The following is an 18,600-nucleotide window of genomic DNA, read 5'->3' on the forward strand; positions in this document are numbered from 1 at the left end:
GGCCCGGGTGCCGCGCGGCCGCCGTCGGCTCAGCGCCGCAGCGACCGGCGTCGGCTCAGGCGCCGCAGCAACCGCCGTCCGTCGCCGGGCCGAGCGGGACCGGGCGCGGCGCCGGGGCGCAGCAGCCGTCCTCGCCCCGGTCGGTCTCCGGTGCGTCGAACAGGCCGGACCCGCCGCAGACCCCCGTCTCGGGAAGGGTGAGTTCCACGCGGTCGGCGGACTCCAGGTCGCCGGCGATCGCGGCGACGACGGAGCGGACCTGTTCGTAGCCGGTCATCGCCAGGAACGTGGGGGCGCGGCCGTAGGACTTCATGCCGACCAGGTGGATGCCCTGCTCGGGGTGGGCGAGTTCGCGGTGTCCGTGCGGATACACGGTGCCGCAGGAGTGCTGGTTCGGGTCGATCAGCGGTGCGAGCGCGACCGGTGCCTGGAGGCGCTCGTCCAGGCCGAGACGGATCTCGGACAGGAACGACAGGTCCGGGCGGAACCCGGTGAGCACGATCACCTCGTCGATCCCGGTGAGACGGCGGCCGTCCTCGGCGACCAGGATCAGCGCACCGTCGCCGTCCCGTTCGATCGCCTCGGTGCGGAAACCGGTGACCGCGTCCGCGTGCCCCTCGTCGACGGCGGCCTTCGCGGCGAGCCCGAGCGCTCCACGGGCCGGGAGCTTGTCGGCCTCCCCGCCGCCGAAGGTGGCGCCGGAGACGGGGCGGCGCAGGATCCACACCGCCTCGGTGCCCGTCCCGGCGTCCGCCCTCGCCAGGTCGGCGAGTCCGGCCAGGGCGGTGAAGGCGGAGGCTCCGGAGCCGATGACGGCGGTGCGCCTGCCCGCGTACCGGGCGCGCACGGCCGGATCCCTGAGGTCGGGCACACGGTAGGTGATCCGGTCGGCCGCGGCGCCCTCGCCGAGGGCGGGCAGGCCGCTGCCCCCCGCCGGGCCCGGGGTGGCCCAGGTGCCCGAGGCGTCGATGACCGCTCGGGCGAACAACCGTTCCTGGCGGCCGTCGGCGTGGTCGACGTGCACCACGAACGGCTGCGTCTCGCGGTCGGCGTCGACGACACGGTCCCGTCCGGCCCGGGAGACGCCGGTGACCCGGGCGCCGGTGCGCACCGTGTCGCCGAGGGCGTCGGCGAGCGGCCGCAGGTACCGCTCTGCCCAGTCGCCGCCGGTCGGGTACGTCGCCGGGTCCGGCCTGGTCCAGCCGGCCGGGGCGAGGAGCTTCTCGGCGGCCGGGTCGGTGAGCTCGCCCCAGGTGGAGAACAGCCGGACGTGCGCCCACTCGCGCACCGCCGCACCCGCGGCCGGCCCGGCTTCCAGGACGATCGCGGGAAGGCCGCGGTCGGTGAGATGTGCGGCGGCGGCCAGACCGACGGGACCGGCTCCGATCACGACGACGGGCAGCTCGCTGGTGGACGGGTTCACGACGACTCCCTGCGTATTTCGACATGTGTCGATGTCCTGTGCCGTCAGCATGGCACTTGATTCGAAGAGCGTCAACATAGACATTTATCGAATCAGAGAGCCGCGCTGATTCGACGTGTGTCAACATAGACGCATGTCGAACGCCAAGTCGCTACCGCTGCTCGACTCCGCCGGCGAGGGCGTGGTGCCGTGCTGCCCGCCGCTGGATCAGCGCCCGATCACCGCCGAGGAGGCCGAGACGGCCGCGCGGATGTTCAAGGCGCTGGGCGATCCGGTACGGCTGCGGCTGTTCTCGGCCGTGGCCGCGCACGAGGGCGGGGAGGCGTGCGTGTGCGACATCTCCGACGTCGGGGTCTCACAGCCGACCGTCTCCCACCACCTGAAGAAGCTCAAGGAGGCCGGGTTGCTGACCTCCGAGCGGCGCGGCACCTGGGTGTACTACCGGGTGGAGCCCGCCGTGCTCGCCGCGATGGGCCAGTTGCTGACGACGACGGCGCCCGCAGCCCGAGCCGCCGCCGTCTGAGCGGCGCCCGCTCCGGCGGCCGGGACGGCCGGCACCCCGGCCGCGCGCGTCGCGTCAGGCGCGGTCGTCCCGGCCGGGCCGGAAGATGACCGCCACCAGCGCGAGCCCGATCGCCGCGCCGATCAGCTGCATGCCGACGAACCCCGCGACGGAGCCCGGCGCGATGCCCGCGAAGGTGTCGGTGAAGGCGCGGCCGACCGTCACCGCCGGATTGGCGAACGACGTGGACGAGGTGAACCAGTAGGCGGACCCGATGTACGAGGCGACGGCCACGGGCGCGAACCGCAGCCGGTCGGTGCGGGCCAGGCCGAAGATCAGCAGGATCAGTCCGGCCGTCGCCACGACCTCGCCGAGCAGCAGATGCCCCGCCGAACGGTCGTGGGTGGACCACCGCACCAGCGGCTCACCGAACATGGCGTCCGCCAGGATCGCCCCCACCACCGCACCGGCCACCTGGGCCGGTACGTACACGGCCACCTCGCGCGCGCCGAACCCGGCGCCGCCGCGGCGGGCCGTCCACCACTCGGCCACGGTGACGGCCGGGTTGAGGTGCGCGCCGGAAACGGGGCCCAGCAGCGTGATGAGCACCCCCAGGCCGAAGACGGTGGCCAGGGAGTTGGCCAGCAGGCGCAGGCCGACGTCGTCGGTGAGCTCGGTGGCCTGGATGCCGGAGCCGACCACCACCGCGACGAGCGCAGCCGTGCCGACCAGTTCGGCCGCGGCCCGGGCGGTCAGCGCTGAGGTCCGGGCCGGGCTCGAAGCCGGCGCGGGCCGCGGCTGGGCGCCCGGGGTGCCGGCGGTAACGGCGGACTCCCCGCCTCGGTCGGGCCCGGTGACCCCGGTGGCCTCGGTCGCGGACAACAGAACTCCTGGGGTGTGGGCGGCGCGTCAGGGGCAGGATCGCTTGACGTCGTTCTCGACGGTGGCACGCGCCGTCGCGGCGAGGCCGGCGAACCGGCCCGCCAGTGAGGAGAGGACGTCGGGCCTCAGCCGGTAGTAGGTGAACCGGCCGCAGGGCTCCGTCTCCACGACACCGGCCTCGCGCAGCACCTTGAGATGGTTGGAGAGGTTGGTCTGCCGGGCGCCCGTCTCCTCGATGAGATGCGTGCTGCAGAGCGTCTCCTCGGCCAGCAGCGTGACGATCCGGAGGCGCAGCGGGTCCGCGAGAACCCGCATCAGATCAGCGTCGGCTGACATCATCATGGGCTGATACTGTCACACCGCTCCGAGCTGACGTCACCTCGGGCCTGCCCCTCGGGACCCGCGTACGAAGGAAGAACCGATGTCCTCCGACCCGCTCGCCTCCGTGCTGTTCGTCTGCGTCCACAACGCCGGCCGCTCGCAGATGGCCGCCGGATTCCTCAGCCACCTCGCGGGCGACCGGATCGAGGTCCGCTCGGCCGGCTCCGCCCCCGGGGACCGCGTGAACCCGGCCGCAGCCGAGGCCATGAAGGAAGTGGGCATCGACCTGGCCGGCGCCGCGCCCAAGCTCCTCACCACCGAAGCCGTACAGGCGTCCGACTACGTCATCACCATGGGCTGCGGCGACGCCTGCCCGGTCTTCCCCGGCAGGAAGTACCTCGACTGGGCCCTGGAGGACCCGGCCGGCAAGGGCGTCGAGGCGGTCCGCCCGATCCGCGACGAGATCCGGAGCCGAGTGGAGGCCCTGATCGCCGAGATCGACGCCGAACGGAAGGCGTGACCTCAGCGGGACCCCACGTGGGCGGTGAGCGCCTGCTCGATCGCGGCCGGGTCCGCCGACTCCGCCGCCCACGCCACGTATCCGTCGGGACGGACCAGGACGGTCGTGCCCCGGCCGCTCCGCCAGTGCTCCACGGTCAGGCGGTCCGCGCGTCCGCCGCCGTCCCGGTACGCCTCCGGAGCGATCAGTACGAACCGGCCGCCGCGCAAGGCCTCGTGGAGACGGCCGCCCTCCAGCGCGACGTCCGGGACACGCGTGCCGGTGAGGCGGTGGGCCCCGCGGGGTGCCGGGTACCGGTAGCCGATGCCGGTGATCTCGCCGACGGCCCTGCGCCGCGCCGGGCCGACCGAGTTCAGGAAGCCGGTCAGCGCGGCCCGTAGCGCCAGCGTCCAGGGGGACTTGGCCATGGCGAGCCGGACGATCCCGCCGCTGCTGCGCAGCACGGCCCGGCCGACCGGGTGACGTTCGCTCTGGTAGCTGTCGAGGAGGGCCCGGTCCGCGTGGCCCCGCACGACCGCGGCCAGCTTCCAGCCGAGATTGGCCGCGTCCTGGAGGCCCGTGTTCATGCCCTGACCGCCGGCCGGGGTGTGGACGTGCGCGGCATCTCCGGCGAGGAAGACCCGCCCCACCCGGTAGGCGGGCACCTGGCGTTCGTCGCTGTGGAAGCGCGACATCCACCGCGCGTCGTGCATGCCGAAGTCACGGCCGAGAGCGAGCCGGGTGACCTCCCTGACCTCGTCGAGGCCGAGCGGTTCGCTGTCGGGCACGTCGCGGGCGCGGTTCCAGGCGATGACGCGGTGGTAGCCGTCCCCGAACGGCGCGAGGAAGGCGAAGGCGTCACCGACGGCGTTGACCGTCAGCAGGTTCTCCGGCTCCTCCGCGAGCCGGACGTCCGCGAGCACGACGGAACGGATGGCGGAGCGCCCCGGGAAGGGCAGTCCGATCGCCTCCCGTACGGCACTGCGCATCCCGTCGGTGCCGACCGCGTACGCGGCCCGCAGGCTCCGCGTCCGCCCGTCGGCCGTGCGCAGCTCCACCGTCACGCCGTCCATGTCCTGGGTCAGCCCGGTCAGTTCGGTCTCGTGGCGGATGTCCACCCCGGCCTCGACGGCGCGCCGCCGCAGGACCTTCTCGACCTCGTACTGCGGGATGACGAGCAGGTGGTTGAAGCGGGAGGGGAGGGTGCTCAGGTCGATGCTGAGACGGCCGAAGAGGCGGAGACTGCTCAAGGGGCGCCCGGCGGCCTCCAGTTCGTCCGCGAGGCCCCGGGCGTCGAGCTGCTCCAGAGTGCGGGCGTGCAGCACGAAGGCCCGGGAGAGGTTGCTGATCCTGTGCGGGCGCTTCTCCAGGAGCGTGACGGGAACCCCGGCGGCGGCGAGGTCGCCGGCCAGGAGTAGGCCGACCGGGCCGGCGCCGACGACGATCACGGAGGGCTGGGTCTGCATGGCATGACCTCCTGTAGCCAACACATGTTGGCCAACACTCGTTGACCAACGCCTGTTGACCAAAGTAGAGCGGAGTGCACCCTACGGTCAACAGTTGTTGGCAAACATGTGTTGGCCTACGCTGGTCGGCATGAACGTCAGCGACAGCAGGAGCGTGGAACCGGCGTCCGGCGGCACCCGCCGCCGCTCGGAGGACACCCGCAGCGCCATCCTCATGGCCGCCCGCGAGCGCTTCGCCACCGACGGGTACGACCGGGCCACCATCCGCGCGATCGCCAAGGACGCGCACATCGATCCGTCCATGGTCATGCGCTACTACGGCAACAAGGAGGGCTTGTTCGCCGCGGCGGTCTCCATCGACCTGTCCATGCCGGACCTCGCCGCACTGCCCCGCGCGGACGCGGGGCAGGCGCTCGTGACGCACTTCCTCGGCATGTGGGAGGAGAACGAGGTGCTGACGGCGCTGCTCCGGGTGGGGGTGACCAACAGCGCCGGGGCCGAACGGATGCAGTCGGTCTTCCGTGACCAGCTGGTCCCGGTGGCCCGCGCGATCTGCCCCGACCCCCAGCAGGCATCCGCGCGGGCCGGACTCTGCGCCGCGCAGTTGCTCGGACTGGCGCTCACGCGCTACGTCCTGAGGTTCCCGCCCGCCGTGGGGCTGGCCCGCGAGGAGATCGTGGCGTGGCTGGCCCCGACGCTGCAGCGCTATCTCACGGCGCCGAGTCCCTGAGCGGGCCCGGGGCGGCCGGACTCAGCCGTGGTACGTGATGTACCCGTTGCCGTCCTTGTCGGAGCCGCTCCTGGTGTACGAGTGCACGTCGGCGGGGGAGCCGGACGGCTTGTACACGTAGATCGTGTCCTTGTCGTTGTTCCACATGAAGTTGCAGTTGTCGCGGTAGACGACGTTGCCGGCGTCGGAGTCGGTCCCGTTGCCGCCGCGCAGCTTCACGTAGTCGCCCGGCTGGAGCGTGTGGTTCGCGGTGAAGGTGAACCTGTTCCCCGCCGCGTCCTTCACGACGTACCCCTTGAGGTTGACCGTCGTGGACTTCGAGTAGTTCTTGATGGTCAGGTACTCCTCCTTGGTGTTCCCGCCCGAGCACCGGTTGGAGTCGCTCCCGGGCGCGTCGTACTGGATACCGCGGACCTTCAGCGCGGAGTTGTACTCGGCGGCCTGGGCCGGGACCGCGGCCAGGGCGGTCAGGGCTCCAGCCGCGACGGCCGCGGCGGCGGTGGTGGTGACAAGGCGTATACGCATGGACGTTCGTCCCCCCTGCATGGCCTTCGGGTGAAGGCGATGTGATGGTTCGGTGAAGCATCCGGATCGTACATGGTTCAAGCACGCGAAAGGGCGGGTCCGGTGACTTTGCCACCGGACCCGCCCCGCGGGTGTAGGGAAGATCAGGCGCCGCTGGCGCGCAGCATGTCCTCGCGCTCGACGATCTTCACGCGCTCGCGGCCCTCGGGCTCGCCCAGCGCCTTCTCCGCCGCGTCCAGCTTGTACCAGCCGTCCCAGGTGGTGAAGCGGACGTCCCGCTCGGCGAGGAACGCGTCCACCGCCTCGGGGGCGGGGGAGGCGGGCGTCTGCAGCCGCCCGTTGGCGTAGTCGTCCAGGAGGTTGGCCACGGTCTCGTTGGCGTCGCCCTTGGTGTGCCCGATCAGGCCGACGGGGCCACGCCGGATCCAGCCGGTGACGTACGTCGACTGCAGGTGCTCGCCGGACTCCTGGAGGACCCGGCCGCCCTGGTCCGGGACGGTGCCGGAGTCGATGTCCCAGGGCAGCTTGGGGAGTTTGTCGGACAGGTAGCCGACGGCCCGGTAGACGGCGGTGACGTCCCAGGTCTTGAAGGTGCTCGTGCCCCTGACGTTGCCCGTCCCGTCGAGTTCGGTGCGCTCGGTGCGCAGGCCGACGACCTTGCCGTCCTCGCCGAGGATCTCCACCGGCGACTCGAAGAAGTGCAGGAAGAGCTTGTGGGGGCGGTCGCCGACGTCGCGGATCGCCCAGTTCTCCAGCGTCTTGGCGACCATGTCGGCCTGCTTGTTGCCGCGCCGGGTGGCGATCGAGCCCTCGTCGTAGTCGATGTCCTCGGGGTCGACGATGACCTCGATGTTGGGGGAGTGGTCCAGCTCCCGCAGCTCCATCGGGCTGAACTTCGCCTGCGCCGGGCCGCGGCGGCCGAACACGTGGATCTCCTTGGCCCGGTTGGTCTTCAGGCCCTCGTAGACGTTCGGCGGGATCTCGGTGGGCAGCAGTTCGTCCGCCGTCTTCGCCAGGACGCGGGCGATGTCGAGCGCCACGTTGCCGACGCCGAGCACGGCGACCTTCTCGGCCTCCAGCGGCCAGGTGCGCGGCACGTCCGGGTGGCCGTCGTACCAGGAGACGAAGTCGGCGGCACCGTAGGAGCCGTCGAGGTCGATGCCGGGGATCGACATCGACCGGTCGGCCATCGCGCCGGTGGCGAAGATGACGCCGTCGTAGAACGCCCGCAGGTCGTCCAGGCTGATGTCGGAGCCGTAGTCCACGTTGCCGAACAGCCGGATCTGGGGCTTGTCGAGCACCTGGTGCAGGGCCGTGATGATGCCCTTGATCCGCGGGTGGTCGGGGGCGACGCCGTAGCGGATCAGTCCGAACGGCGCCGGCATGCGCTCGAAGATGTCGATGGACACGCCGGGTTCGGCGGCCACGTCGGACTTGAGCAGGGCGTCGGCGGCGTAGATCCCGGCGGGGCCGGATCCGACGATGGCTACCCGCAGGGGGCGGGGCATGGTCAGGTTCCCTTCGAGCGGCGACAAGCGATCTCGACGGGAAGCCTAAACTAAGGCAAGCCTTACTTGGTACGCGGGTCCGGTCTATGGGCCCATAAGGCTACTTTATGAGTAGTCCCCAGTGCTGCTTATGGCAGGGGCTGCTCGGCCCAGATGACCTTACCGGCCGGCAGGTAGCGCGTCCCCCAGCGCTCGGCGAGCTGCGCCACGAGGAACAGGCCCCGTCCGCCCTCGTCGGTCATCGTCGCGTACCGCAGGTGGGGCGAGGTGCTGCTGCTGTCGAACACCTCGCAGATCAGGTTGCGGTCGCGCAGCACCCGGACCCGCATCGGACCGCCGCCGTACCGCAGCGCGTTGGTGACCAGCTCGCTGAGGATCAGCTCGGTGGTGAACGTCAGTTCCTCCAGGCCCCACGCGGCGAGCTGCCGGCTCACCGCCGCCCGCACCTCGCCCACGGCCGCGGGGTCGGCCGGCACCGGCCACTCGGCGACATGGTCGGCGGCGAGCGCCCGCGTCCGGGCGACGATCAGCGCGATGTCGTCGCTGGAGCGCGCCGTGAGCCGCGAGTCGAGCACGACCCGGCAGGTGTCCTCCGGCGACTCCCCGGCCCGGCCCAGGGCCTCGCGCAGCATCTCCAGACCGACGTCGATGTCCCGCTCCCGGTCCTCCACCAGCCCGTCCGTGTACAGCACGAGCCGGCTGCCCTCCGCCAGCTCCAGCTCCGCCGTCTCGAACGGCAGCCCCCCGAGCCCGAGCGGGGGACCGGCCGGCACGTCCGGGAACTCCACGCTGCCGTCCGGGTGGATCAGGGCCGGCGGCGGATGCCCGGCCCGGGCGAGGGTGCACCGCCGGGAGACCGGGTCGTACACGGCATACAGACAGGTCGCGCCGGTGACCGGGGCGCTGCCCTCCTCCTCCGTCTCGTCCTGGTCGATCCTGCCCACCAACTCGTCGAGCAGGGCGATGAGTTCGTCCGGCGGCAGATCGAGGGAGGAGAAGTTGTGCACGGCGGTGCGCAGCCGTCCCATGGTGGCCGCGGCGTGCAGCCCGTGCCCGACGACGTCCCCGACGACGAGCGCGACCCGGGCCCCGGACAGCGGCAGCACGTCGAACCAGTCGCCGCCCACCCCGGCCTGGGCGGGCAGATAGCGGTAGGCGATCTCCAGCGCGCCCTGCTCGGGCAGGTTGCGCGGGAGCAGGCTGCGCTGCAGCGTCACCGCCATGCTGTGCTCGCGCGTGTAGCGGCGCGCGTTGTCGATGGAGACGGCGGCCCGCGCGACCAGTTCCTCGGCCAGGGCCAGCTCGTCCTCGTCGAACGGCTCCGGCTTCTCCGAGCGCCAGAAGCTGACCACGCCCAGCACCAGCGTCCCGGCCCGCAGCGGCACGGTGATCAGCGAGTGGATGCCGTACTCCACGATCTGCGCCGAGCGCTCCAGGTCCTGGGCCTGCCAGCCGGGCGCCTCGCCCAGCCGGGGTTCCAGAAGGGGCCGCCCGGTGCCGAGGCTGCGGCCCTGCGGGGAGGACTCCACGAACCGGATCCGCTCGCCGACGGGATAGAGGGGAGCGTCCTTGCGGATGCCGCTGAGCGCCGTGCGGCTGAGCGTGGCCGCGGCGTCCGGCTGCCCGCCGCCCAGCACCGCGTCGAACAGGTCCACGGTGGCGAAGTCGGCGAACCGGGGCACGGCCAGCTCGGTCAGCTCCTCGGCCGTCCGCGTCACGTCCAGGCTCGTACCGATGCCCACTCCGGCGTCGTACAGCATGTTGAGCCGTTCCCGCGCGGTCTCGGCCCGGCCGGACAGGGCCCGCAGCTCCGTGGAGTCGCGCAGCGTGGCGACGCTGCCCGGCGGGACGCCGGCCCGGTCCGTCGTCCGCTGGTTGACGGCGAGGAGCCGGTCACCGACCAGGTGCACCTCGTCCGTGGCGACGCGGCCCGACGCGAGCAGGTCTGCGGTGCCCGGGTCGAGGCCCAGAGCGAGCACGGGCCGGCCCTCGGCGTCGTCGGGCAGCCCGAGCAGCCGGTGTGCCTCGTCGTTGGCGAGGACCAGGGTGCCCTTGTCGTCGACGATGAGCACACCCTCCCGGACGGCGTGCAGCACGGCGTCGTGGTGTTCGTACATCCGGGTCATCTCGTGCGGCCCCAGCCCGTGGGTCTGGCGCAGCAGCCGCCTGCTCACCAGGGCGGCGCCGGCGGTCGCCAGTGCGAGGGCCGCCGCGGCCGCCGACAGCACGAGCGGCAGCTGGCGGTCGGCGGTCCCGCCCACGTTCTTCGTCGTGATGCCCGCGGAGACCAGCCCGACGACCCGTCCGTCCGGGTCCTTCACCGGCACCACGGCCTGAACGAGGGGGCCGATGGTGCCCTCGATCTCCTCGGTCACCGCCTGTCCGGCCAGGGCCGGTGCGATCGTGCCGACGAACTGCTTGCCGATGCGGTCGGTCCTGGGGTGGGTGTAGCGGATCCCGTCGGTGTTCATGACGACGATGAAGTCGACCTTCGACCGCTCCCGGGCGGCCTCGGCGCGTGGCTGGAGCACGGCGGTGGGGTCGGAGCTCTCCAGTGCCTCGATCGTGCCCGGAGCGTTGGCGAAGGTCTCCGCGACGGCGAGCGAGCGGTTGCGCGCCTCCTGGGTCGTGTCGTGCCGCACCTGCAGCACCAGGGCCACCACGGCCGCCACGACCAGCAGCAGCACGATCACCACGACCAGCAGGAACACCTGCCCGGCGACGCTGCGCCCGCCCAGCACCGACCGCAGCCCCGCCATGGGATGCCACCGCGCCGGACCCGTCTCCCCCCGCTGCCGTGCGGACGGCGCGGAGCCGGGCCGCAGGGGCGATCGAGTCCCGGATCGACCCAAGAGTCGGACCATGTGCCATGTCTACACTGCCCGGCCCCGGGAGGCGAGGGGCGTCACCCGTGGCGGCCGGGGGCCCTCACCGTTTCATCACGTCTTCGGAACACCGCCGCGTTCCGGCCACGGCCGCGCCGCCTGTCTCAGGCCGCCCCCAGCGAGCGGGCCAGCTCGGTCGTGGCCCTCGCGATCTCCGTGTCCTCGTCCGCCATGAGCCGGCGCAGTTCGCCGCTGCGGGCCCGCACCGCCTGGCGCGCCGCCCGCTCCCACGCCACCGGGTTCTCCCGGTGGTTCAGCAGCTTGGGGTAGACGGCGGCGGTGCTCTCCCACTGCCGTGCGTCGGCGATGCTCTTGAGCAGCTGGATGATCTGGGCGCGGACGGTCACCTGTGGCTGCTTGGCCAGTTCCCACAGGAACGGCACCGTGGCGGCGGTCGCCTGCTCCACCACGAAACCGAACTGGCAGATCCGTTTCCGCAAATCGTCCAGGGCGGAGCGGGCGGTGTCGGCGTCGCCGCAGGCGATGCCGCTGAGCAGGACGGGAATGGCCGCCGCCGAACCGGTGGAGTCCTGGATGTCGCCCCACGGCACGCGGTCCAGTGCCGTGAGCGGTGTCTTCCGGGCCAGGCCGGACGGGGCGTCGGGGCGCTGTGGGCGCTCGCTGCTCGGGTGTTCCGTCGAAGCGCTGCGCATGGCGAGGGGCCTTTCCGCGGCAGTCGGGTCAGAGGGGTGGACAGGTCGACAACCTCGCCCACACCGTCTTGCCCGCCGGAGGGGTCGGGGTCCAGCCCCACTCCTCGGACAGGGCGTCGACGATGCACAGGCCTCGGCCGTGCTCCTCCAGGGCGGAGCCGGCGTGGGGCGCGTACAGGGGCGGGTGGTCGTCGGGGTCGGAGACGGTCACCAGCAGATGGGCCGGATCCCGGCGGAATCCCAGCCGGATCTCCGGCGCACCGGGTGCCCCCTGCGCCGCGTGCGTCGCGGCGTTGGCGGTGAGCTCCGTGATGACGAGCGTGGTGTCGTCGCAGCGGTGGTCGAGCGACCAGAGGTGCAGGGTGTGACGGGTGAAGGACCGGGCCCGGGCGAAGCCCTCCCGGCTGCACTCGACGCGCAACGCGACCGAGGGGGCCAGGCAGTCGAAGCCCGGCGCCGTCCCGGTGGTGGGCGGCGCAGACGTCACTCCCGGCATCCCGTGGGACGGCACCGCACGCCGGCCGGCCGGGAAGCCGTCGAGCGCCTCGGATGCGCCTGCGTGCGCCGGGGCCTCACTCGGCGGCCGGAGCACGTGCTGCGCAGGTGATGACACGGCATCTCCCCGATGCGACGTCAGGACGGGGCGTCAGCACGGGGGTTGACGCCGCGGCTATTATCCACGCTGACGGCGCTTCCGTGCAATTGCACGAGAAATTGCGTGAGTTTCAAGCCGTCGCGGGTACGCGGGCCGGGACGAGTTCGGCCGGAGAGCAAGGAGACTGCGGTGCCACCAGTGCGCAACGGAGTGCAGGCAAGTTCACTGGACGCCTGCTGGATCAAGAGCCGGCACAGCAACGCCGAGGGCAACTGCGTCGAAGTCGCCCCTCTCGTGGACGGAGGCATCGCGATGCGCAACTCCCGTGATCCCGACGGGCCCGCGCTCGTCTACACGGCCGCGGAGGTGGCGGCGTTCCTGGCCGGGGCGAAGGACGGCGAGTTCGACCACCTGGTGTGAGACCGCCGCGCGCCGGACGGCCCGGGGGCGGTGAAGGGAACCGGTGAGAGCGGGGCCGGTGATGCGAGCCGGTGAAGCGGAGCCCAACTCCCCAGTTTCCACGGCTCTTCCGGGCGGATGCGCGTGGGCCCGGACGGGTGCGATAGTGTAAATCGCCCTTGTGCCGGTCTGCTGGGAGTCAGGATGTCCGCCGCGTCGCATCGTATCTCCCGTCTGGAACCCTACCTGGACAGGCCCGAGCCGGCGCCGACCCTGCTGAAGATGCTGGTCGGTGTGCAGCTGGCAGGCTTCCGTGAGGACGCCGGGCTGGCCCAGGACCAGGCGGCGCGCGCTGTCGGGTTCAGTGCCGCGAAACTGTCCCGCATCGAGTCCGGCAAGGGCCGCCGCCCGCCGACCGAGAGCGACGTCCGCGCGTTGCTGCAGCTGTACGGCACCGACGACTACGAGGCCTCGGTGCTGCTGAAGCTGTTGCAGCGCGCCGGCGAGCCGGGCTGGTGGCAGCGCTACGACAAGCGGCTGATGCCCGAGTGGTTCGACCGGCTGGTCGGCCTCCAGGAGGCCGCGGCCACCATCCGCACCTTCGAGATCCAGTACGTGCCCGGGCTGTTGCAGACGCCCGCCTACACCAGGGCCGTCGTCGAGCGGGGCCTGCCGAACGCCCCGGCCGGTGAGGTGGAGCGGCGCGTCGAACTGCGCACGCACCGGGCACGGCTGCTGACGCGAGCCGAGGCCCCGCAGTTGTGGGCGATCATCGACGAGTCCGTCCTGCTGCGGGTCCTGGGCAGCACGGACGTCATGCGGGAGCAGCTCGCGCACCTCGTGGAGATGGCCCAGCGCCCCAATGTGACGCTCCAGATCGTGCCGCTGAGCGTCACGAACGCCTCGGCGCCCGCCATCCCGGTGACCTATCTGCGGTTCGGTGGCCTCGACCTGCCCGACGTGGTCTACCTGGAGCACATCAGAAGCGCCAACTTCCTGGAGGACCGCGACGAGACGGAGGAGTACCGGATCGCGCTGGACCGGCTCGCGGACGAGGCCCTCAAGCCCCGCGACTCCATGGAGCTGCTGCGGCAGACGATGGACCAGCGCTACCCGTGACGTCCGGGTGCCGCTCGCGGGACGCTCACCGTCCCGCGAGCGGCACCCGCCGGGTCACTGCTCCAGGGGAAGACGCCCCACGCCGCCGAACTCGATCCACTCGTGGGTGAGCTGACGCGGCGCCACCTCCGTGTCCGGGCGCCAGGTGGACACCTCCACCAGGCCCGGCTCCAGGATCTCCAGGCCCTCGAAGTACGTCTCGACGTCCTTCGGCTCGCGGACGCGGCCCCAGTGGCCCTGCGTCGCCTGGTCCATGAAGTTCGTGACGAACGCGCGGACCTCGGGGTCCTCGCTGACCAGCTGGCACATCACCATGAAGCTGCCGGGCGCGAGCCGCTCCCGGACCCGCCGGGCCACCGCGAGCGGTCCGTCCGTGTCACTGTCCGGGATGCAGTGGAAGACCGAGTTGAACAGCACGCACACCGGCTCGGAGAAGTCGATCAGCCGCTTGGTGTCCGGGTGGTCGAAGATCAGGTCGGTCTCGCGCATGTCCGCGTGGATGACGGTGGTGCGCTCGTCCTGCTCCAGCAGGGCGCGGCCGTGCACCAGCACCATCGGGTCGTTGTCGACGTACACCACGTGGGTGCTGGGATCGATGCGCTGGGCGACCTGGTGCACGTTGTCCTGCGTGGGCAGGCCGGAGCCGTGGTCCAGGTACTGGCGGATCCCGTACTCCTCGGAGAGGGTCCGCACCACGCGCTGGAGGAAACGGCGGTTGTTCAGGGCCAGACGGCGCGTGCTGGGGACGACCTTGTCGAGTTCCTCGCAGGCGGCGCGGTCGGCCGCGTAGTTGTCCTTGCCGCCCAGGTAGTGGTCGTACATGCGTGCTGCCGTCGGCACGTTCGCGTCGATCTCGGTGGACAGCTGCTTCTCGGAGTGCATCGTTCCCCCTGCAAAGGTGCCGCGCCAAAGGACGGGCTGGACAGGAAGTACATCCTAGGGAGCGGGAGTTGGGCGGTGCCAGCCCGTCGGCGAAGCTGACCACGATCGAACGACACGATGATCGGCCCGGGGTGGGCGACGGGGTCGCTCATGTGATGGTCCGATCACTCCCTGTGATCGACGGTCGTGCCGCTAACCTGGACATACGGGAACGCATCGGAAGTGAGGAGAGGCCCGCAGCCGCTATTCTCACGGCCTCGGCCGCTTTTCCAGGAGAGTCCCATGGGCGACTACTACGACCTCGGTACCCACAGCCGTCCCGTCACCACCACGTCCGCCGAGGCTCAACTCTGGTTCGACCGTGGCCTGGTGTGGACGTACGCCTTCCACCACGAGGAGGCCGTCGCCTGCTTCGAGAAAGCGGCCGAAGCCGATCCCGAGTGCGCGATGGCCCACTGGGGCATCGCCTACGCGCTCGGCCCGAACTACAACAAGCCCTGGGAGTTCTTCGACGGCGAGGAACTCGTGCGGACGGTGGAGCGCACGCACGCCGCCGTGGAACGGGCGCACGAGAAGGCCGCCGGAGCCACCCCGGTCGAGCGGGCCCTGATCGGCGCCCTGCGGGCCCGCTACCCGCAGGCGGAGGCGGTGGAGGACTGCTCGGTGTGGAACGAGCCCTACGCCGACGCCATGCGCGCCGTGTACGCACTGGCGCCCGACGACCCGGACATCGCCACCCTGCACGCCGACGCCGCGATGAACCTCACCCCGTGGCAGCTGTGGGATCTGAGGACCGGGCAGCCGGCCGCGGGCGCGCGCACGCCCGAGGCCAGGGAGGTGCTGGAGAACGCCCTCGCCACCGAGGCCGGCGCACGGCATCCCGGCGTGCTCCACCTCTACATCCACCTCATGGAGATGTCCCCGGCCCCGGAGCAGGCGCTCACCGTCGCCGACCGGCTGCGCGGCATCGTGCCCGACGCGGGCCACCTGCTCCACATGCCCTCGCACCTGGACGTGCTGTGCGGCGACTACCGCCAGGTCGTCGCGGCCAACACCGCCGCGATCGCCGCCGACGAGAAGTACCACCGGCAGGCCGGCGCGATGAACTTCTACACGCTCTACCGGGCGCACAACTACCACTTCAAGATCTACGGGGCCATGTTCCTCGGCCAGGCGCAGGTCGCCCTGGACACCGCCGCGCGGCTGGAGGCCGCCGTCCCGGAGGACCTGCTGCGCGTGCAGAGCCCTCCGATGGCCGACTGGCTGGAGGCGTTCCTGGCCATGCGCGTCCACGTGCTGATCCGCTTCGGCCGCTGGTCCGACATCCTCGCGCTGCCCGCCCCGGCCGACCCGGAGCTCTACGCGGTGACCACGGCGATGCGCCACTACGCCCGGGGCGTCGCCCTCTCGGCCACCGGCGAGGTCGACCGGGCGGAGGCCGAGCGCGCCCTGTTCCACGAGGCGGTCAGCCGCGTGCCCGGGTCACGGATGCTGTTCAACAACACGTGCCACGACATCCTCGCCGTCGCCGGGGCCATGCTGGACGGCGAACTCGCCTACCGCAGGGGCGATCACGACCTGGCCTTCGCCGCCCTGGAACGCTCCGTCGAGCTCGACGACAACCTCCCCTACGACGAGCCCTGGGGCTGGATGCAGCCCACCCGCCACGCCTACGGCGCCCTGCTGCTGGAACAGGGCCGGGTGGCGGAGGCCGAGGCCGTCTACCGCGCGGACCTCGGCCTGGACGACACCCTGCCCCGCCCCCTGCAGCACCCCAACAACGTCTGGGCACTGCACGGCTTCCACGAGTGCCTGCTGCGCACCGGCAAGACCGGCGAGGCGGCCCTCGTGGCCCACCAGCTCAAGACGGCGACCGCGCTGGCCGACGTGCCGATCCGGGCGTCGTGCTTCTGCCGCCTGGACGTGCCGCCCGCCGCCGACGGGTGCTGCCACTGACGGTCCCCGCGGGTCACGGCCGGTTCAGGCCCGCGTGCTCCAGCGCCCGGGTCATGGCCGGCCGGTCCCGCTGCCGCCAGTGCGGGTCCCGGGTGAGGGACATCAGCAGCTCGGGCGTCAGGCGGTGGTTCTCGGCATGCGTCAGCAGGGCCTGCGCGTCGGCGGCCGACGTGGCGCCGTGGTCCTCGTCGGCGATCGTGCGCAGCACGTCGGCGCGGTCCGCGAAGCGGCTCATCCCGCAGTCGAGGCCGTCGTCGTCCAGGGTGTCCGGGTAGGGGGCCCGCGCCCAGGAACCGTCCTCGTACCAGTAGACGCAGCCCAGTTGGGCCCCGGACAGCAAGTCCTGGAGCTCCTCGTGCGGAAGCCAGGAAGGGGCTCCGGCGAGCAGGTCGACCGGCGGCTGGTGCCACTTGCAGCCGCTGGACTCGTCCTCGCCGTAGAGCACCCACCGCCCCTCGCCCCGGGCCGTGAAGCTCCACCAGGTGCTGCCGGAGTCGTCCAGATGCAGCCCGTCCCCGTCCGCCCAGGTGCCCGTGCGGTGATGAGCCCTCTGCTCGTCCTTCGTCGTGGCCTCCAGCACGGCGATGAGCGCCCAGCGCGCCCACAGTTCGGGCGCCGCCGGCAGATCCCCGGGCAGCCCCGGCCGGTTGATGGTCATGCGCTGTCCTCGTTCGTCCCGCTGATCATGATCGGGGCAAGGTTCTCACGGGCGGTACCGCCCGGCCGGGGCGGGAGCCTGTCAGCGGCGGCCCCTGCGGCCGTCCGCCAGGATCAGCCGCACGAGGAACGGCTGCGCTCCGGACAGCCGGAGCCGCTGGCCGTGCACGGGTGTGAAGCCGTGCCGGATCGCGGCGGCCAGGTCGTCACGGCCGGGCAGCAGCAGGACGGCGGCGCCGTCGGGGGACAGGACGCGCCGCAGTTCCCTCCACCAGCGGTCGGGGGCGCCGGCGAGCAGGCCGCCCGCGGGGACCTGGGCCCCCCACGGCGGGTTGCACAGCACACGGTCGGCGGCCCCCTCGGGCAGCGGCAGCCGGCCGGCGTCGCAGCGGCGGACGGACACCGGCAGCGCACCGGCGTTGGCGCGGGCCGCCGCGACCGCCTGCGCCGACAGGTCGAACCCCTGGAAGCGCGCGTCGGGCCGGGCCAGCGCTCCCTCGATCAGCAGGGTGCCGGCGCCGCAGCACGGGTCGAGGACGGCCTGCCCGGCGCGGATGTCGGCGAGCGCGGCCATGGCGGCGGCGAGCGGCGGGTGGAGAGTGCCCGGAATCGTGTGCCGCTTGTAGGCGCGGCGGTGCAGGGGCCGGTCGTCGACGCGCAGCATGAGGGTGGCCCGCGCGCCGTCCAGGGTCAGTCGCCAGCCGCAGGATCCGGGCGGGGGAGCGGCACCGGTGCGGCGCGAGTGGTAGGGGACGCCGAGCCGCTCGGCGAGGGCCTCGCCCACGGCGTCCTCGGCGTCGTAGCGCGTGAAGGCGCGCCGGCCGAGGAACGAGGCCGAGACGTCGACCGAGGTGGGCGCCGTCACCGCCCGTCGCAGAGGCAGCAGGTCGTCGAGGGGGGTGAGGGCGGCGAGCTCGGCGAGCTCCCGCGCGGCCTGGCGGGCGGCTCCGACGTCGGGACGCCGGGCGGCGAGCAGAAACACGTCGTCGGCGGTGCGCAGCGGGGGCGCGGACCGGCACGTGCGGAAGTGGACTTCGCGGTGCCGCAGATCGGTGACCGCGCCGAGACCGGAGTGGACGACCTCGGCGGCGACCAGGGGCTCCAGGCCGCGCAGGCAGCGCGCCACGAGGGGCGTGTACATGGGGGTGTTCTTCTTCCACGTCGGCACTCGGGGCAGCGCTCCGCCGCCCCGCGTCGTCGGCGACGGGGGGTCCTCGCTTCGCCGACGGTGCCTAGCGGAGGTGGAAGAAGTACGTCATGGGCCGGAGTGTAATCGGCCCGGCAGGTTTGGACCTCCCCTTTCAAGGTCACCCGCACAGTGACCCCGACGTCGGACACGACTGGGAGTGAACGAAGAGTGGCTGGAGAGCAGAAGGCCAAGGCGAAGGCCGAGCAGGCCAAGGGCAAGGCCAAGGAGACGATCGGCCGTGCCGTCGGCAACGAGCGCATGGAGGCCGAGGGCCGCGCGCAGCAGTCGAAGGGCGACGCCCGTCAGGCCAAGGAGAAGACGAAGGACGTCTTCAAGCACTGAGCACGGGGCGGGCACGACCCGCTCGTGCTGAGGTCATGAGGAAGGCGCGGGGCCCGCACGCCCCGCG

At 72.2% G+C, this 18,600-nt stretch carries 19 protein-coding genes; 7 read left to right on the plus strand and 12 right to left on the minus strand.

Translation table 11 applies throughout. The features are described 5' to 3' along the window. Positions 1-55: 55 nt before the first annotated feature. Positions 56-1,474 (minus strand): NAD(P)-binding domain-containing protein, encoded by a 1,419-nt coding sequence (locus ACIGAQ_RS06685; protein ID WP_399780699.1) that lies wholly within the window; start codon positions 1,472-1,474, stop codon positions 56-58. A gap of 82 nt (positions 1,475-1,556) precedes the next feature. On the opposite strand from ACIGAQ_RS06685, the gene ACIGAQ_RS06690 reads away from it, so the two are divergent. Continuing rightward, positions 1,557-1,946, plus strand: coding sequence for a metalloregulator ArsR/SmtB family transcription factor (locus ACIGAQ_RS06690; protein ID WP_311686271.1), 390 nt, complete (start codon positions 1,557-1,559; stop codon positions 1,944-1,946). A 54-nt stretch (positions 1,947-2,000) separates the two neighbouring features. Here the strand turns inward: ACIGAQ_RS06690 and ACIGAQ_RS06695 are convergent, their stop codons facing one another. Further along, positions 2,001-2,807, minus strand: coding sequence for an aquaporin (locus ACIGAQ_RS06695; RefSeq protein ID WP_399779620.1), 807 nt, complete (start codon positions 2,805-2,807; stop codon positions 2,001-2,003). A 27-nt stretch (positions 2,808-2,834) separates the two neighbouring features. Beyond that, positions 2,835-3,149, minus strand: coding sequence for an ArsR/SmtB family transcription factor (locus ACIGAQ_RS06700; RefSeq protein ID WP_399779622.1), 315 nt, complete (start codon positions 3,147-3,149; stop codon positions 2,835-2,837). A 79-nt stretch (positions 3,150-3,228) separates the two neighbouring features. Between ACIGAQ_RS06700 and ACIGAQ_RS06705 the strand changes: the two genes are divergently transcribed. After that, the gene (locus tag ACIGAQ_RS06705; protein WP_399779624.1) at positions 3,229-3,648 is read left to right on the plus strand and encodes an arsenate reductase ArsC; all 420 of its coding nucleotides are present in this window, start codon (positions 3,229-3,231) and stop codon (positions 3,646-3,648) included. A 2-nt stretch (positions 3,649-3,650) separates the two neighbouring features. On the opposite strand, the gene ACIGAQ_RS06710 is transcribed toward ACIGAQ_RS06705, so the two are convergent. Next, complete coding sequence (locus ACIGAQ_RS06710) at positions 3,651-5,093, minus strand: FAD-dependent monooxygenase (RefSeq protein ID WP_399779626.1); 1,443 nt, start codon at positions 5,091-5,093, stop codon at positions 3,651-3,653. A gap of 130 nt (positions 5,094-5,223) precedes the next feature. Here ACIGAQ_RS06710 and ACIGAQ_RS06715 point away from each other — a divergent pair, with 130 nt between their 5' ends. Further along, positions 5,224-5,823 carry a TetR family transcriptional regulator gene (locus ACIGAQ_RS06715; RefSeq protein ID WP_362283403.1) on the plus strand — a complete coding sequence of 200 codons (600 nt, stop codon included), beginning with the start codon at positions 5,224-5,226 and terminating at the stop codon, positions 5,821-5,823. A gap of 21 nt (positions 5,824-5,844) precedes the next feature. On the opposite strand, the gene ACIGAQ_RS06720 is transcribed toward ACIGAQ_RS06715, so the two are convergent. The 5 genes from ACIGAQ_RS06720 to ACIGAQ_RS06740 form a co-directional block, all read right to left on the minus strand. After that, the gene (locus tag ACIGAQ_RS06720) at positions 5,845-6,348 is read right to left on the minus strand and encodes a lamin tail domain-containing protein (protein WP_362283400.1); all 504 of its coding nucleotides are present in this window, start codon (positions 6,346-6,348) and stop codon (positions 5,845-5,847) included. Positions 6,349-6,491: 143 nt separating this feature from the next. Next, on the minus strand, positions 6,492-7,856 hold the full coding sequence (locus ACIGAQ_RS06725) for an FAD-dependent oxidoreductase (RefSeq protein WP_399779628.1): 1,365 nt from the start codon (positions 7,854-7,856) through the stop codon (positions 6,492-6,494). A gap of 128 nt (positions 7,857-7,984) precedes the next feature. Beyond that, positions 7,985-10,615, minus strand: coding sequence for a SpoIIE family protein phosphatase (locus tag ACIGAQ_RS06730; protein WP_394814316.1), 2,631 nt, complete (start codon positions 10,613-10,615; stop codon positions 7,985-7,987). Between the two features lie 230 nt (positions 10,616-10,845). Further along, positions 10,846-11,394, minus strand: coding sequence for a hypothetical protein (locus tag ACIGAQ_RS06735; protein WP_311686253.1), 549 nt, complete (start codon positions 11,392-11,394; stop codon positions 10,846-10,848). Between the two features lie 28 nt (positions 11,395-11,422). Beyond that, positions 11,423-12,031, minus strand: coding sequence for an ATP-binding protein (locus ACIGAQ_RS06740; RefSeq protein WP_399780702.1), 609 nt, complete (start codon positions 12,029-12,031; stop codon positions 11,423-11,425). 147 nt (positions 12,032-12,178) lie between these two features. Here ACIGAQ_RS06740 and ACIGAQ_RS06745 point away from each other — a divergent pair, with 147 nt between their 5' ends. Then, positions 12,179-12,409, plus strand: a complete 231-nt coding sequence (locus ACIGAQ_RS06745; RefSeq protein ID WP_311686249.1) for a DUF397 domain-containing protein — start codon at positions 12,179-12,181, stop codon at positions 12,407-12,409. 183 nt (positions 12,410-12,592) lie between these two features. Beyond that, entirely contained in the window at positions 12,593-13,507 is a 915-nt protein-coding gene (locus ACIGAQ_RS06750; RefSeq protein ID WP_362283384.1) for a helix-turn-helix transcriptional regulator, read from the plus strand. A gap of 54 nt (positions 13,508-13,561) precedes the next feature. Here the strand turns inward: ACIGAQ_RS06750 and ACIGAQ_RS06755 are convergent, their stop codons facing one another. After that, complete coding sequence (locus tag ACIGAQ_RS06755) at positions 13,562-14,389, minus strand: SAM-dependent methyltransferase (RefSeq protein WP_399779631.1); 828 nt, start codon at positions 14,387-14,389, stop codon at positions 13,562-13,564. A gap of 282 nt (positions 14,390-14,671) precedes the next feature. Here ACIGAQ_RS06755 and ACIGAQ_RS06760 point away from each other — a divergent pair, with 282 nt between their 5' ends. Then, positions 14,672-16,345: a hypothetical protein gene (locus ACIGAQ_RS06760; protein ID WP_399779633.1), complete on the plus strand. Its 1,674-nt coding sequence runs from the start codon at positions 14,672-14,674 to the stop codon at positions 16,343-16,345. A 13-nt stretch (positions 16,346-16,358) separates the two neighbouring features. On the opposite strand, the gene ACIGAQ_RS06765 is transcribed toward ACIGAQ_RS06760, so the two are convergent. Next, positions 16,359-17,003 carry a hypothetical protein gene (locus tag ACIGAQ_RS06765; protein WP_311686243.1) on the minus strand — a complete coding sequence of 215 codons (645 nt, stop codon included), beginning with the start codon at positions 17,001-17,003 and terminating at the stop codon, positions 16,359-16,361. An 81-nt stretch (positions 17,004-17,084) separates the two neighbouring features. Continuing rightward, complete coding sequence (locus tag ACIGAQ_RS06770) at positions 17,085-18,143, minus strand: methyltransferase domain-containing protein (RefSeq protein ID WP_399779635.1); 1,059 nt, start codon at positions 18,141-18,143, stop codon at positions 17,085-17,087. A 216-nt stretch (positions 18,144-18,359) separates the two neighbouring features. Here ACIGAQ_RS06770 and ACIGAQ_RS06775 point away from each other — a divergent pair, with 216 nt between their 5' ends. Continuing rightward, a complete protein-coding gene (locus tag ACIGAQ_RS06775) occupies positions 18,360-18,533 on the plus strand; it encodes a CsbD family protein (protein WP_094051375.1) in 174 nt (57 codons plus the stop codon). Positions 18,534-18,600 lie beyond the last annotated feature (67 nt).

The sequence above is a fragment of the Streptomyces sp. NPDC085932 genome (genome assembly GCF_044540525.1).
Classification (GTDB): domain Bacteria; phylum Actinomycetota; class Actinomycetes; order Streptomycetales; family Streptomycetaceae; genus Streptomyces; species Streptomyces levis.